The following is a 15,274-nucleotide window of genomic DNA, read 5'->3' as shown; positions in this document are numbered from 1 at the left end:
TTGTTATAAGGGCTAGATTAAAGTTTCAATAGTTAATTCGTTATTGACCAGACGTAATTTTGCCGCTTTACCGACAAAATTTTCTGGAATTTCTTCACTGAGCCAATATTGGCCTGCAATAGAGGTTAGCTCAGCATTTAAATGAGTGCAGAAAATCTGGCTTTCTTTATCACCAGATGCGCCTGCCAATACACGTCCACGTAGCACACCATATATATTAATATTTCCATCAGCGATTAATTCTGCGCCAGCACTGACATTGCTGGTGACAATAAGATCGCTATTTGGAGCATAAATTCTTTGTCCTGAACGGACAGGCGTATTAATTATACGAGTTTTCCTGAAAATAGGTTCGGATGGCTTATTTTCTTCTTTAGGTACTTTCTGGCTTTTTCCTTCCTTTAATAAAGGAAGCCCGGATTTCAGCACAATTTCCCGTTGTTTTTCATCCTGGCAGCCACTGATACCCACAACACGCAATCCTGTAGACTCAATGACCCGGTGGAGGGCAAAAATATCTGCATTTACAGGCAGATGGGATATATTGATAACGACAGGTGCATTTTTCAGGAATTCAGGCGCTTGCTCCATTTTTTCTTGTATGGCCTTTTGAATGATATTCGGCTGGTCATCATGCAAATGAACGACCGAAAGCGTAAAATTACTGCCTTTTAGCTCAATTGGCGATTGTGACATCGATATTCAGACTCAGCAAGGTTAAGATCCCTGGAACAGCCCAAGGATACGATATTCTTAAATATAATAAGCATGTTATAGTTACTGAATTATTCAAGCAAGTCGCAGTGTTAATTTAAAAGAGTTTATGACAATGATTTGTGTAATCTACAGAAGCCCAAAACGTGAACAAACTTATCTCTACATTGAAAAAAAAGGAGATTTTTCACGCATTCCTGAAGAGTTATTGAAAGCATTTGGTCAACCACAGCTCTCTATGATGCTCTCATTAGCGGAAAGAAAAAAATTGGCCAATGCGGATATTGAAAAAGTGAAAGAAGCACTGAGCGAGCAAGGATTTTACTTGCAGGTTCCCCCGCCGGTAGAAAGTTTAATCAATGAACATCTGGCTGCAACCAAGCTATGAAAAGAGTCACTGGCAGTGACTTGATCCTGAATTAAGAGGAGAGGTTCATGAAATTAACCATCAATGTACCTTTATTGAGTGTAATATTGCTGACTGGGTGTGCTTCACCCGATGGAAGAATATTGCAGAATTCAGGTTCAACAGTTTTATTACAAATGCAAGTCAAAGCGCTGGATCAACAATTCCCACTTGCTTCCCGTGAACCGTCTCAGTTTCCTGCTTATGTGGCTTTGTTAAAACAACAAGCACGGAAGCAAGGCTTCAGTGAGAAGACGTTGGCGCGTGCATTTGCCGATGTTCATTTTATTCCACAAGTTATTAAATCGGATCGCAATCAGCCGGAGAAAAAAGTGACTCTGGATGAGTATCTGAAGCATGTTCTGCCGGAATGGAAAATAAAACAGGGTGTTGAGCAGTATCAAAAAAATCTTCCTGAATTAGAGAGAATAAGTCGTAAATATGGCATCCCGAAATCCTATATCGTTGCTTTGTGGGGGCTGGAGAGTGGTTTTGGCCGTATTCAGGGAAAGGAGGATGTTGTATCAGCATTGTCCACACTGGCCTTTGAAGGCCGTCGGGAAGTTTTTTTCATAAAACAACTCATAGCGGCTCTTAATATCATAGAAAATAAATATATTGATGGTGATCAGACATTAAAAGGTTCCTGGGCAGGTGCAATGGGACAAAGTCAGTTCATGCCGACTTCATATTTGACTTATGCTGCTGATGGGAATGGTGATGGAAAAATTGATATCTGGAACAATAAGGAAGACGTTTTTGCCTCTACGGCTAATTACCTGCGTAAAGAAGGGTGGCAGGAAGGATTACCGTGGGGATATGTTGTTTCATTACCGGATAATTTCGATAAAACTTTAGAAGGAATTAAAGTAAAACAGGGTAAAACTATTTCACAATGGCAAGCATTAGGTGTTTTCTCCCACGAATTTGCATACTTACCTAATAAAACAAAAGGTTGGATTATAATTACTGACGGAGCTGAACCAAGGGTGTTTTGGGTGACGCAAAATTTCCGTACCATTATGCATTGGAATCGTTCTTACTATTTTGCTCTCAGTGTTAGTATGATGGCTGATGGTATCGAACAGAGAATTCATCACTTTACTGATTGAATATCATATCTTGAGAAATTAATTGATAAAAGATAAGGAAGAATACTATGTACCAGCATAGAGACTGGCAGGGAGTACTGCTGGATTTTCCTGCTAATAAAGTCGTTTGTGTCGGTAGTAACTACGACAAACATATCAAAGAGATGGGTTCAGACATAATGGAAGAGCCGGTGATATTCATAAAACCTGAAACAGCTCTTTGTGATTTGCGTCAGCCCATATCCATTCCGGAAAAACTAGGCACTGTACACCATGAAGTTGAATTGGCGGTTTTAATCGGTTCGACGCTTAAAAATGCCAGCGAAGAGCGAGTCAGTCAGGCGATTGCAGGTTTTGCTGTTGCGTTGGATCTGACATTGCGTGATTTGCAGCGTGAATTTAAACAGTCAGGCCAGCCATGGGAAAAGAGTAAAGCATTTGATGGTTCATGTCCGATTTCGGGCTTTATCTCTGTTAATGCTTTTGAGGATCTACAAAATAGCCAGCTTTCTCTGGCAGTAAATGGTGAATTACGTCAGAACGGCAATACGTGTGACATGCGAATGCCAATCATTCCATTGATTAGCTATATGTCACGATTTTTTACTCTTCGCCCTGGTGACATTATCCTGACGGGGACACCTGAAGGCGTAGGGGAATTGAAATCTGGTGATGTTCTGACTGTTTCTCTTAATGAGCATGTTTTAACAACCAGAGTGATTTAGTAATGAGGAATGACAGAAATTATGTCTCAACCTTTCTGGCAGGTGAAAACCCTGGAACAAATGACCGATCAAGAGTGGGAAACATTGTGTGATGGTTGTGGTCAATGTTGTTTGCATAAGTTGATGGATGAAGATACTGACGATATTTATTTCACCAATGTTGCCTGCAATCAACTGAATATCAAAACCTGCCAATGCAAAAATTATGAAGATCGTTTTAGTTATGAACCTGATTGTATCAAATTGACCCGTGAAAATATGGTGACATTTGAATGGTTACCGAAAACATGCGCCTATCGTCTGATTGAGGAAGGAAAAAATCTTCTGCCCTGGCATCCGTTAATCAGTGGCTCAAAGTCAGCCATGCACGTAGAGCGTATTTCCGTCAGGCACATTGCTGTGCGCGAATCCGATGTAGTGGACTGGGAAGATCATATTTTAAATAGGCCTGAATAGGTGTTTTATTCATTGATATAAAATGTTTTTTATATCAATGAATATCTCAAATTCTTAAGCTGTCATTACTGCCGGATTTTCTTCTCGTTTTTCTCACTTTTATCAGTGAAGAAAAACTGATAATTTGTCTATTCGGCAGTCAAAACAAGGAAAGGTAAATGGCAAGTTATTTAATTCGTGTGGAACTGTATGGCACGGGATCTGCGGGATATGAAAAGCTGTATAAAAGAATGACAGCAAACAAATTCAGTAGATCTATACGTTTCCCTAATGGAAAGTGGCATCGTCTTCCAAGTGGAACTTATGTTGGCAATTCTTCGTTAGGATCCCTTCAACTGGCAGAAAAAATTAAATCCATTGCCAAGTCTTACTCAAGCAAAGAACCATCTATATTTGTTTGTACTTACAGCAACTGGAGCGCAGCATTGTATCCTGACAAGGAGCACCCTGAAAATTGATTGCTCAGATATATAAAAACATGATGGCCTAAATAGTAAATTTATCTGGATAAAGCTCCTTGTGTTTCAGATTATTCCACAAATAATAAATAATGGAATGATATTTGAACCATTGAACAAATATATAGGAAAAGGTTGGTAAAGTCTTAGGATGAAATAATTAAAATTTTGTCTATGTGTTGTTACCACTATTTATTTGATAATAAGGGAGTCAGAAGAATGAACAGTAACTGGATGTGTTATATGAAATTTTTAGGATTCTGGGTTGCTGTAACATTAACGATTGGGATTTTATTATCATAAAAATAGCCAACATCAGACATAACTAATCGTATTTCAGGAAGATGAGAGATTAGCTGGTTTCTCTTAGAAAGGTATAGAGAACAGATTACCCGATAGCATACCGGGTAATCTTGATTAGTCTAAGCATGTGGAACAAAAAGTAAAATAGCTTTAATTAATTGGATTATTGAACAGGTTCCCTCAAAGTATAAACCAGCTTGTTTCTTTTATTCATCAACATTAATTGCTTGTCTTTTAAACTCACTCTTGCACCTTGGGTGAGAATATCAACCATGACCCGATCCCATTTGTTGAGTTTTTCATTGACACAGAATATCTGAGAACTGCTTAAGTTATTTACTGTTAAAACGTTATCCTTTAATTTCCCCATTCCCATAAAGTTGTTACACATTGTCCCGGAAACAAACATTTTGTCACCAAATGTAATGGACAATTTTGTATCTTCTTTATTGGAGACATTCTCACCATTAACACTAACCAAAGCAAAATTACGGTGTTGTAAATCTTTAGCAGTAATATTTCCTGTGGCACTGACCCCTGTAGATTGACATGCTGTAAGTAGCAAGGTGGCGACCGCTAATGGAATCGCTCTGTTCATTTGATCTCCTGATATTTATTACTTCATCCAACAAGATTCAGGCAGGATTCACCAGAAGTGAGTTGTTGGATATTTTGTAACGTTGTTTCACTGATACTGGTTAATGCTTCTTCCGTCAAAAATGCCTGATGGCCTGTGAACAAAACATTATGGCAGGAAGACAAACGACGAAAAATATCATCTTGAATAACGTCGTTTGATTTATCTTCAAAGAATAAATCGCGCTCGTTTTCATAGACGTCCATCCCCAATGCCCCGATTTTTTGCTGTTTCAATGCGTTGATAGCGGCAATAGAATCAATTAAGGCACCTCGGCTGGTGTTGATGATCATCACACCATCTTTCATTTTACTGAACGCCGTTTCATCCAGTAAGTGATGGTTTTCAGGTGTCATTGGACAGTGTAGTGAGATCACATCAGATTCAGCATACAAAGTATCTAAATCCACATATTTCACACCAAGGTTTAATGCTTCCTGATTTGGATAGGGGTCATTTGCCAATAAATGCATACCAAAGCCTTTTAGGATCCTTAAGGTTGCAAGACCGATTTTTCCAGTACCGATAATACCTGCGGTACGCCGATACATATTGAAGCCTGTCAGCCCTTCGAGAGAGAAATTGGCATCCCGGGTGCGTTGATAGGCTCGGTGGATACGTCTATTCAGACATAGCATCAAGCCGACTGTATGTTCAGCAACAGATTCCGGTGAATAAGCCGGGACACGAACAACGTTAATACCCAATTCTTTGGCAGCATCCAGATCGACATTGTTGAAACCGGCACAACGTAATGCCAGGATTTTAATGTTCATTTCTGCCAGCTCTTCCAGAACCTCGCGTCCACCATCATCATTAACGAAAATACAAACAGCATCTGCGCCAATGGCATTTTTAGCGGTTTGTGGACTAAGGGGAAAGTCAAAAAACTCGATATGGTAATCAAGGCCAAGTTTTTGGTTGAGTAATTCAAAATGTTTACGGTCGTATTGTTTTGTACTATAAACAGTTAATTTCATAGTATTATTTCCACCATATATTGACTGTGTGATTGCTTAATTTCATTCGAGTTACTCGCTGAATTCACCTTGCTATGTGTTAACTACATATACTCGAATAAAGCACTTGTTAAGCTATTATACCTAGCCTGTATAATAAACCGACTTATTAGTCTGATATGAGACTATCATAACAGGAAGTTGTATTCAGGTTGAAAAGAAGAGTTCAAGAACAGATGACCAGGATATTAAGAGTGTTCACAGTGATGATAATACTGTTGGTATTATCAGTGTTGATAGGTTGGTTCACACTTCCACGTTGGCTGCCATTGATTGCCAGTCATTGGTTGCCACAGGGGATGACTCTTTCGTTAACTCAACCAAAGTGGGAAAAGAATATATTACTGCTCGATCACTTATCGTTGCAGATACAAGAATGTGAATTGTTCAAGGTATCCGGTTTGTCTGCCGGATACTCGCGTAATGCGCAGGGTGCAGAACGCTATTGGGATATACATATTGCTGAAGTTTATAGTCAGAGCCAATGTTTATCACAATTACCAGCGACGAATACACAGTCTGCACCACTATCTATATCTGTTAACGAAATATTGTCCTCTATTCCGGCGATTAAATTGTCCATTGATCACTTTGTTCCTGCACCATGGCAAGAATTTGCCGGAAAGCTTAAATTTGACTCATCACTTCAGGGACATAGGATAGAGGGGCAGTTGTCTGTCAGCCAGTATCCTGAACCTTTGCTGATAGCGTTGGAATGGCAGGGGCAGAATGGGAAGTTCACAGTTACTCAATTGAGCACTCATACCCAACCGAAAGCCCAATTCAATGTACATGAAAACAATGTACATGAAAAAAACGAACCGCAGATATGGGCTGAATTACCATGGTCATTCAATCAATCTCAATTTGTGATCCGGAATGGTAAATGGCGTTGGACAAGTGCGGCTCAACCGTTATCCGGCGGAGTGGATCTTACCCTAGAACAGTGGAAGAAAGGATTGAATGGTATGCAGGCGAGTGGGAGAGTGAATCTGCTCACTCAGAATGAATTTGGTAAGGGTAATGTTGTTCTTTCCATAAAACCGACACCAGTCAGCTTAACGAATGCTCATATTCCTCTTCAGTTAACCGGGCAAATGAACAGAGGACAAATGATCATGGCGATGTCGTTGCCGGCAATCATCACAGGTTCACTGGCTGCACCTAAAATTACATTCCAGCCCGGATCACTATTCCGGGGCCGGGGAAAAGTCAGTGAAAATTTTACTGTTAAGGAAGCCCGTTTACCTTTGGCAGGAACTTATTTAACCCGTAATGGTTTCACTGGCCGCTTACAGGCGATAGTAACAGCAAAAGAGAGTTATTGGGGAACATTCAGGCTGCATTTTGATGGTTATGCCGAAGATTTTATACCCGATCATGGAAACTGGAATTGGCGCTATTGGGGAAATGGGGATTTACCGCCACTGAAGGCGAAATGGGATATCTCAGGTAAAGGAAGCTGGAAGCAATCACAGATAATGGTAAATGCCCTAAATACAGGGTTTGATACTATCGACTATGGTCTTGTACAGATGAAGGCCCCGCGTTTACAGTTGATGAAACCATTGGTATGGGAGCGTTCAGTCACTGAGCCTGCATTGACGGGAGATCTGAAACTTTCTGCTTTGCGAACGGATTTTCGCTCCGGTGGTTTTTTGCCTCCCGTTGAATTCCGGGCAACCTTGACTGGTCAGTCACCCAATAATTTTATGTTAAACGGTAAATTGTACGGGAAGGGTATTGGGCCAATTCCCGTTTATGGGCGTTGGGATGGTACAAGGTTAAGGGGAGAAGCGCGCTGGCCGAGACAATCTTTGCTGGCATTTCAAACTTTGATCCCTGCTGATTTGGGGATCACCGTGCGTGGTGGGAATATCTATGCACAAGCAGCATTTTCGGCGGCCAGAGGACAAGGATTGCGGGCCGGAGGGCACTGGGTAGTAAAAAATGCCGGTATGTGGCTAAAGAATGGAAACGTTGATGGGGTGGACTTTGTGTTACCGTGGCGTTTACAGGAATACACTTGGCAATTAGGTGTAACGTCACCTGTTCAGCTCAGAATAAAGACTGTTAACGGATTGTTTAATATGGATAATGTATCAGCGGATTTACAAGGTTTTTATCCTCCGACTGAAATACAGCCGCTAATCTTGTCTAATGTGAATGTTGATATGTTGGATGGCAAACTCAGGTTAAATAAATTACAACTGCCCCAAAAACAGGCCGCTGTATTACACTTTAACAAGTTGAGTGTGAGTAAATTATTCGACGTATTAAAAGTTAAACAACTTGCCATGTCAGGGAAAATTAGCGGTGAATTGCCAGTGTTATTAAATGATAAACAGTGGATTGTTCAGCAAGGATGGATAGCCAATGATGGCGATCTAACATTAAGGCTGGACAAGGACACGGTTGACTCTATAGGAAAAAATGATTTAACCGCGGGTTTGGCAATGGACTGGTTGCGTTATTTGGAAATTAGTCGTTCTAAGGCATATGTGACACTCGATAATCTGGGTATTTTGGTACTGCAATCAGAAATCAACGGGGTCAATCCAGTCGTGGATAAAAAACGAGAAGTCAGGTTTAATTATCGCCATGAAGAGAACATATTCCAGTTATGGCGCAGTCTGCGCTTTGGCAGTAATCTGGAAGAATGGTTAGAAAAAAATATATCTGTAGGTAGTTAATATTATTCATTTATTAAACCTCTGAACCAAACACTCGGTCATTGATTTATTCAATGACCGAGCAGATATTTCAGGTTATGACACATTTCGGTATGTAATTAGCTGATCAACCAATTGGGCTTTATCTATAGTAGTGACTAATTTACCCCGACGTAACGCAACTTGATGTGCTTTCATTTCCTGCTCTCCGATGATCAGAATATTAGGGATCTTCAATTGATGGAACCGCCTGATTTTATGAGCAACGAGTGGATCCATTCCGGCAAAGCACCCTGAGTCATTTCTAGCAACATGCCGAGCCATCGTTCTATAGAGCCATATATTGCCTGATGTAAGATAACCGGCTGCTCTTTCTCTCCTGCGGTATTTGTGTATGAAATATCGAAACGTTCCGGGAGATTAAAATCCAGTTGAACTGTTCCACACTGCCACTCACGCCCTATATTATCCTGAAGAGCCAGTTCGATTTTCATAGTGCTTAAATTCTTAGCAACCTGTATAAGAAAAAGCAAGTAAAAGTTATAGCAACAAAATTGCGGTAAGCAAGAAAAGATCAATGTAAGCAGCTACAGCGTTACATTCATGCCGCACACTCTACTAAACGACCATTACGCTAACGTTTTTAATCATGAGGTTAAATATGAACACCAAACAGATTTTCGATGAACTCCGTTTCAGAGAAAAAATTGAAGATGAAAGCGAGTTGCTTAATTTTTTTGATTCACTATCTGAGGTGCGGGTTGGTGAAATATTAAGCAAATGGAAAGGTGGAGACTTCAACACAGGCCACTGGGGCCATGAATCTTTGATCGAAATGAATTGGTTCGGTAAATGGTTTAAAAGCAAATTCGATGCAATTCCGCTGGTTTGTTTTAATGATGATGGGAAATTATTTTCCAATCATATAATGAAAGGTGAAGCATCTCTTTGGGAAGTTGAATTTAGAGGAAAATCTTCTGCAACAATGATATATGATGGTGTTCCTATTTTTGATCACTTCAGGAAAGTTGACGATAACACCCTGCTTGGAGTGATGAATGGGAAGCCCATAGAAGGATTTCCTGACATTGTTTTTAATGGAAAATATTATTATTTCTACCTTGAGAGACTATCCGACTTTCCAGTTGAATTCATTGAAAAGTAATAAAAAACAAGTAGTTTCCATTTATTCTTGTAACCCCGTCAACAGATGGGGTTAACTGCTAACTGAAAACGGGAGTGATAAATGATAACAAAGAATGTATTCAGATTTTCGAGAGTCATTAGTGGTATGGTATTGGTCTGTACAGGCTTGGCAGGGTGTGTCAGGTTGGAAGTGGCAACACCAGATAAGCCTATTAATATCAATATGAATGTCAAAATTGAGCATGAAATTCATATCAAAGTCGATCGGCAGATTGAAGATATGCTCAAAAACAACTCTGACTTATTCTAAGGAGTTAGAATATGAAAAAAACAGGAGTAATACTTTTGTTAAGCTTGCTGTTCAGCTCTTTTGCCATGGGTATGACGCTGAATGAAGCAAAACAGCAAGGTCTGGTAGGAGAAACATTCAGCGGTTATCTGGCACCAGTCAAGAATTCTCAGGATGCACTATCCGTGGTCAGAAAAATCAATAGTGAGCGGGAAAAAAGATATGCTGAGATTGCCGCTCAGAACAATATGACAACGGATCAGGTTGCGAAAATAGCGGGTGAAAAATTAGTTAATCGTGCAGAAGCAGGGGAGTTTGTACTTGGTATTAATGGTAATTGGGTGAAGAAATAAGCGCGTCATTTGTTTGTCTGACGCGCTAAGCCTGATTAGGCAACAATTTTTTCTGGTTGTTTTGGCATCATTTTTTCGACTATCTCAGTTATCGCATCGCGGGCACCCTGATGCGCCTGATTTGCTAACTCTTCACCCATAGCCAGGCCTTCGGTAAACACGAATTCCACATCAGTAATACCAATAAATCCGAGGAAAACACTTAGGTATGGGGTTATCAAGTCGGATGGGTTGTTTTTATGAATACCACCACGGCTGGTCAGCACAATAACGCGTTTTCCTTTTAGCAAACCTTCCGGGCCTGTTTCGGTATAACGGAAAGTAACGCCTACCCGAGCAATCAAATCGAAATAGGTTTTTAATTGAGTTGGAATAGAGAAGTTGTACATGGGGGCTGTAATTACAACGACATCGTGTGCTTTTAATTCTGCGATTAGTTCATCTGATAAGGCTAATGCTGCTTTCTGGCGCTCTGTCAGCTCAGCACCATTTGGACGTAGTGCACTGATTAATTCGCCATCCAGAACCGGAACCGGATTTGCAGCCAGATCACGTGTGCTAATATGACTATTTGGATGATTGGCCTGCCAAGCTTTGACAAAAGAGTCAGCCATTTTGTTGCTTTGTGAATTTTGCGCCATAATGCTGGATTTCAGAACCAGTACGTTGCTCATTTTTAATTCCTTCATAACACCAGTAACTAATGTATTGTCACTAATACATTGCCGATTGTTTCTATGTGTTAGCTATTTTAGTGAGGTTATCATTCAGACAATAGCTCAATATTTCGAGATTGGCGTTCAAAATTATTGAACAATAGATTTGTCAGACGAATATGTAATAACATAACTAAAAGCGGTGTTGAGAAAAAAGACAACCCGATTCAATTAAGAATGTCACAAGGATTTATCACAGTGGAATCACCTTTGACAGCACCAATTGCTGAATTATATGCTGAACTTGAGCACACTCTGTTGCGCGATCAGTTCCGTTTAAAAAAACGTCTGCAAGGCGCAGCAAAAATAAAAAATCAAGCCTCCTTACAGGCTGTAGCTCAATCTATTTCTGCGGATATTGCAGCGGCAAAACAAAAAGTTATCAATCGTCAGACCGCATGTCCTCCGATTAAATACCCAGAAAACCTGCCTGTCAGCCAGAAGAAAAAAGATATCTATAAAGCAATCAGGGATAACCAGGTTGTTATTATTGCAGGGGAAACAGGCTCCGGTAAAACCACCCAGATCCCGAAAATATGTCTTGAATTGGGCAGAGGGGTAAAAGGGCTGATTGGTCATACCCAGCCCCGTCGTTTAGCGGCTCGTTCGGTTGCCAGCCGTATTGCGGATGAACTGGAAACACCACTTGGTTCAACAGTGGGTTACAAAGTTCGCTTTAATGATCAGGTTAGTGACAATACGTTGGTCAAATTGATGACTGACGGTATTTTGCTGGCTGAATTGCAGCAGGATCGTTTGCTATTACAATACGATACGCTGATTATCGATGAAGCACATGAACGTAGTCTGAATATTGATTTTATATTAGGTTATCTGCGTCAGTTATTGCCGAAACGCCCTGATCTGAAAGTCATTATTACCTCCGCGACTATCGACCCTGAGCGATTCTCCCGCCATTTCAATAATGCCCCGATTATTGAAGTGTCAGGCCGTACTTATCCGGTGGAAGTCCGTTACCGTCCGATGGCAGGTGATGATAATGACAGTGATCGGGATCAGCTGGAAGCTATTATTGATGCAGTAAATGAGTTAAGCCGGGAAAGTTCTGGTGATATTTTGGTTTTTATGAGCGGAGAGCGGGAAATCCGCGATACTGCGGATGCACTCAATAAACAGAATTTTCTGCATACTGAAGTGTTGCCGCTGTTTGCCCGTCTGTCCAATAGCGAACAAAACCGGATCTTCCAACCACATGTTGGGCGGCGCATTATACTGGCAACTAACGTCGCAGAAACCTCATTGACTGTCCCCGGAATAAAATATGTCATCGATACTGGGTATGCACGCATTAGCCGTTATAACTATCGGACTAAAGTTCAACGTTTGCCGATAGAGCCAATTTCACAAGCATCGGCGAATCAACGTAAAGGCCGCTGTGGCCGTGTTTCTGATGGGATCTGTATTCGACTCTATTCAGAAGAAGATTACTTATCCCGCCCGGAATTTACCGACCCTGAAATTCTGCGTACCAATCTGGCATCGGTTATTTTGCAGATGACCTCAATCGGCTTAGGAGATGTCAGTGCTTTTCCATTTGTTGAAGCACCGGATAAACGTAACATCCAGGATGGTGTCCGTTTGTTGGAAGAACTTGGTGCCATTGATACGGAAACCTCATTTGGCGGGATTTACCGGCTGACACAAATAGGACGGCAGCTTGCACAATTGCCTATCGATCCTCGTCTGGCTCGCATGGTATTGGAAGCAAGGGCTCATGGTTGTGTGCGGGAAGTGATGGTGATTACTTCAGCATTATCCATTCAGGATCCACGGGAAAGGCCACTGGAAAAACAGCAGGCTTCGGATGAAAAACATCGTCGTTTTGCCGATAAAGATTCCGACTTTATCGCTTTCCTGAAATTATGGGATTTTCTGGCAGAACAGCAAAAAGCACTTTCCGGCTCCCAATTGCGCAAACTTTGCCGTCAGGATTACCTGAATTATCTGCGGGTCAGAGAGTGGCAGGATGTTTACACTCAGCTCCGGCAGGTTGTCAAAGAGATCGGTATTCCAGTCAACAGTCAGGAAGCGGATTATCGCAGCATTCATATTGCGTTACTGACAGGATTGTTATCTCACATAGGCCAGAAAGATGTGGAGAAACAGGAATATACCGGTGCCCGTAATGCTCGGTTCTCTGTATTTCCCGGCTCTGGATTATTTAAAAAACCGCCTAAGTGGGCGATGGTCGCTGAATTGGTAGAAACCAGCCGCCTTTGGGGGCGTGTTGCTGCGCGCATTGAACCGGAATGGATAGAGCCTCTGGCGGCACATTTAATCAAACGTCACTATAGTGAACCGCACTGGCAGAAATCTCAAGGTGCGGTCATGGCATCGGAAAAAGTGACATTATATGGCTTGCCGATTGTGACAGGTCGTCAGGTCAATTACAGTCAGATTGATCCGATGTTGTGCCGTGAATTATTTATCCGCCATGCGCTGGTGGAAGGGGATTGGCAGACTCGTCATTCATTCTTCCGTACTAATCTCAAGCTACGTGAAGAAGTTGAAGAGCTTGAACATAAATCTCGTCGCCGGGATATTCTGGTGGATGATGAGACTTTATTTAGCTTTTACGATCAACGAATTGGCAAAGACGTGGTTTCTTCCCGCCATTTTGATCGCTGGTGGAAAACAGTCAGTAAAGATCAGCCGGAACTGCTCAATTTTGAAAAGAGCATGTTGATTAAAGGTGATGCCAATAAAATTAGTGCGTTGGATTATCCGAATTACTGGCACCAGGATAATTTGAAATTCCGCTTAACATATCAATTTGAACCGGGAACTGATGCGGATGGTGTCACTGTACATATTCCGTTGCCGATATTAAATCAGGTCAGGGATGAAAGTTTTGACTGGCAAATTCCCGGAATTCGCCATGAGTTGGTTGTGGCATTGATTAAATCGCTGCCGAAGCCGACCCGGCGTAATTTTGTCCCTGCACCTAATTATGCGCAGGCATTTCTGGAGCGAGTAACGCAACCACAGGCGATCTTGCTGGATAGTCTTGAGAAAGAACTTCGTCGCATGACAGGTGTGATGGTGTCACGTGATGAGTGGCAACCGGAGCAGGTTCCTGATCATTTGAAAATGACTTTCCGCATTATTGGTGAAAAGAATAAAACCCTAGCGGAAGGAAAAGATCTTTCGGCATTGAAGTTGAAACTGAAAGATAAAGTACAGGAAACACTTTCGGCGGTAGCAGATGATGGTATCGAACAAAGCGGGCTACATATCTGGAGCTTTGGCGAGCTGCCTGAACGCTATGAGCAGAAACGTGGTGGTTATTCCGTTAAAGCATTTCCTGCGTTGGTGGATGAGAAAGACAGTATTGGTATTAAATTGTTTGAAACGGAGTCTGAACAGCAAAATGCGATGTGGGAGGGAACTCGTCGATTACTGTTATTGAATATTCCCTCACCGATTAAATATCTGCACGAAAAGTTACCGAATAAATCCAAACTTGGTCTCTATTTCAACCCGTATGGAAAAGTGTTGGATTTGATTGATGACTGTATTTCCTGTGGTGTGGACAGATTAATCGCAGAAAATAGCGGGCCAGCATGGAATGAACAATCGTTTGCAAGTTTACAGGATAAAGTTCGCGCCGATTTGAATGATACAGTAGTTGAAATTGCCAAACAGGTAGAACAGATCCTGACGACGGTTTTTGCTATTAATAAGCGTCTGAAAGGGCGGGTCGATATCGCTCTGGCACTGGCTTTATCTGATATTAAAGAACAAATTTCCGGTTTGGTCTTTAAAGGATTTGTCACAGCCCACGGTTGGAAACGTCTGGCGGATGTTTTGCGTTACCTGAATGGTATTGAACGTCGATTGGAAAAACTGGCGATTGATCCAAACAAGGATAGGGCACACATGAGCCGGATTGAGAATATCCAGCAACAATGGCAGCAGTGGTTAGCGAAACTTTCTGTCCAGCAGAAGCAATTGCCGGAAGTGAAAGAGATCCGCTGGATGATCGAAGAACTGCGTATCAGTCTGTTTGCCCAACAATTGGGGACAGCGTATCCGATATCTGATAAGCGTATTTTGCAGGCGATGGAAAATATCGCTGCGTAATGTTTTAGGGGCTTAAGGTGTATTAGTTCAGACTAGATCTGACACTTCGATTTGAAAAGAAGAGAGTTACCCGCTTTGATTAAAGGTGCTGAATCTTAAATCAAAGAAACTAAGAGGTAACTCTCATGCTACATACTAGCAATCCAATTATTAAACACAAAGCGGGTCTTCTCAATCTTGCAGAG

At 41.4% G+C, this 15,274-nt stretch carries 16 protein-coding genes; 10 read left to right on the top strand and 6 right to left on the bottom strand.

Going from position 1 to position 15,274, the window contains the following annotated elements; translation table 11 throughout:
* Positions 1-12 precede the first annotated feature (12 nt).
* The gene (gene minC / locus Xbud_RS09880) at positions 13-696 is read right to left on the bottom strand and encodes a septum site-determining protein MinC (protein ID WP_099135912.1); all 684 of its coding nucleotides are present in this window, start codon (positions 694-696) and stop codon (positions 13-15) included.
* A 133-nt stretch (positions 697-829) separates the two neighbouring features.
* Between minC and Xbud_RS09875 the strand changes: the two genes are divergently transcribed.
* From Xbud_RS09875 to ghoS, 5 genes are all read left to right on the top strand, one after another.
* On the top strand, positions 830-1,102 hold the full coding sequence (locus Xbud_RS09875) for a YcgL domain-containing protein (protein ID WP_099135911.1): 273 nt from the start codon (positions 830-832) through the stop codon (positions 1,100-1,102).
* A gap of 47 nt (positions 1,103-1,149) precedes the next feature.
* Positions 1,150-2,232: a lytic murein transglycosylase gene (locus Xbud_RS09870; protein ID WP_099135910.1), complete on the top strand. Its 1,083-nt coding sequence runs from the start codon at positions 1,150-1,152 to the stop codon at positions 2,230-2,232.
* Positions 2,233-2,279: 47 nt separating this feature from the next.
* Positions 2,280-2,936: a fumarylacetoacetate hydrolase family protein gene (locus tag Xbud_RS09865; RefSeq protein WP_099135909.1), complete on the top strand. Its 657-nt coding sequence runs from the start codon at positions 2,280-2,282 to the stop codon at positions 2,934-2,936.
* An 18-nt stretch (positions 2,937-2,954) separates the two neighbouring features.
* Positions 2,955-3,392 (top strand): YcgN family cysteine cluster protein, encoded by a 438-nt coding sequence (locus tag Xbud_RS09860; RefSeq protein WP_209028760.1) that lies wholly within the window; start codon positions 2,955-2,957, stop codon positions 3,390-3,392.
* Positions 3,393-3,550: 158 nt separating this feature from the next.
* The gene (gene ghoS / locus Xbud_RS09855) at positions 3,551-3,850 is read left to right on the top strand and encodes a type V toxin-antitoxin system endoribonuclease antitoxin GhoS (protein WP_099135907.1); all 300 of its coding nucleotides are present in this window, start codon (positions 3,551-3,553) and stop codon (positions 3,848-3,850) included.
* A 466-nt stretch (positions 3,851-4,316) separates the two neighbouring features.
* On the opposite strand, the gene Xbud_RS09850 is transcribed toward ghoS, so the two are convergent.
* Together Xbud_RS09850 and Xbud_RS09845 are read right to left on the bottom strand one after the other, a co-directional pair.
* Positions 4,317-4,751 carry an META domain-containing protein gene (locus tag Xbud_RS09850; RefSeq protein WP_099135906.1) on the bottom strand — a complete coding sequence of 145 codons (435 nt, stop codon included), beginning with the start codon at positions 4,749-4,751 and terminating at the stop codon, positions 4,317-4,319.
* A 23-nt stretch (positions 4,752-4,774) separates the two neighbouring features.
* A complete protein-coding gene (locus Xbud_RS09845; protein ID WP_099135905.1) occupies positions 4,775-5,770 on the bottom strand; it encodes a 2-hydroxyacid dehydrogenase in 996 nt (331 codons plus the stop codon).
* 245 nt (positions 5,771-6,015) lie between these two features.
* Between Xbud_RS09845 and Xbud_RS09840 the strand changes: the two genes are divergently transcribed.
* Positions 6,016-8,502, top strand: coding sequence for a YdbH family protein (locus tag Xbud_RS09840; RefSeq protein ID WP_339353712.1), 2,487 nt, complete (start codon positions 6,016-6,018; stop codon positions 8,500-8,502).
* Between the two features lie 75 nt (positions 8,503-8,577).
* On the opposite strand, the gene Xbud_RS21330 is transcribed toward Xbud_RS09840, so the two are convergent.
* Together Xbud_RS21330 and Xbud_RS09835 are read right to left on the bottom strand one after the other, a co-directional pair.
* Positions 8,578-8,760 (bottom strand): His/Gly/Thr/Pro-type tRNA ligase C-terminal domain-containing protein, encoded by a 183-nt coding sequence (locus Xbud_RS21330; protein WP_416775795.1) that lies wholly within the window; start codon positions 8,758-8,760, stop codon positions 8,578-8,580.
* Positions 8,715-8,975 carry an aminoacyl--tRNA ligase-related protein gene (locus Xbud_RS09835; RefSeq protein WP_211283513.1) on the bottom strand — a complete coding sequence of 87 codons (261 nt, stop codon included), beginning with the start codon at positions 8,973-8,975 and terminating at the stop codon, positions 8,715-8,717. Before Xbud_RS09835 ends, Xbud_RS21330 begins: the two co-directional genes overlap by 46 nt.
* Before the next feature lie 167 nt (positions 8,976-9,142).
* Between Xbud_RS09835 and Xbud_RS09830 the strand changes: the two genes are divergently transcribed.
* The 3 genes from Xbud_RS09830 (at position 9,143) to Xbud_RS09820 (ending at position 10,269) form a co-directional block, all read left to right on the top strand.
* Positions 9,143-9,646, top strand: coding sequence for a DUF4334 domain-containing protein (locus Xbud_RS09830; RefSeq protein WP_099135903.1), 504 nt, complete (start codon positions 9,143-9,145; stop codon positions 9,644-9,646).
* Positions 9,647-9,727: 81 nt separating this feature from the next.
* Positions 9,728-9,937 carry a YnbE family lipoprotein gene (locus Xbud_RS09825; protein ID WP_099135902.1) on the top strand — a complete coding sequence of 70 codons (210 nt, stop codon included), beginning with the start codon at positions 9,728-9,730 and terminating at the stop codon, positions 9,935-9,937.
* Positions 9,938-9,948: 11 nt separating this feature from the next.
* Entirely contained in the window at positions 9,949-10,269 is a 321-nt protein-coding gene (locus Xbud_RS09820) for a YdbL family probable chaperone protein (protein ID WP_099135901.1), read from the top strand.
* Positions 10,270-10,304: 35 nt separating this feature from the next.
* Here Xbud_RS09820 and Xbud_RS09815 read toward each other — a convergent pair whose 3' ends face one another.
* Complete coding sequence (locus Xbud_RS09815; RefSeq protein WP_099135900.1) at positions 10,305-10,943, bottom strand: FMN-dependent NADH-azoreductase; 639 nt, start codon at positions 10,941-10,943, stop codon at positions 10,305-10,307.
* A gap of 240 nt (positions 10,944-11,183) precedes the next feature.
* Here Xbud_RS09815 and hrpA point away from each other — a divergent pair, with 240 nt between their 5' ends.
* On the top strand, positions 11,184-15,089 hold the full coding sequence (hrpA, locus tag Xbud_RS09810; RefSeq protein WP_099135899.1) for an ATP-dependent RNA helicase HrpA: 3,906 nt from the start codon (positions 11,184-11,186) through the stop codon (positions 15,087-15,089).
* Positions 15,090-15,274: the final 185 nt, after the last annotated feature.

Source organism: Xenorhabdus budapestensis, assembly GCF_002632465.1.
GTDB classification, from domain to species: domain Bacteria; phylum Pseudomonadota; class Gammaproteobacteria; order Enterobacterales; family Enterobacteriaceae; genus Xenorhabdus; species Xenorhabdus budapestensis.
This window is presented reverse-complemented; position numbering and strand designations above follow the sequence as displayed.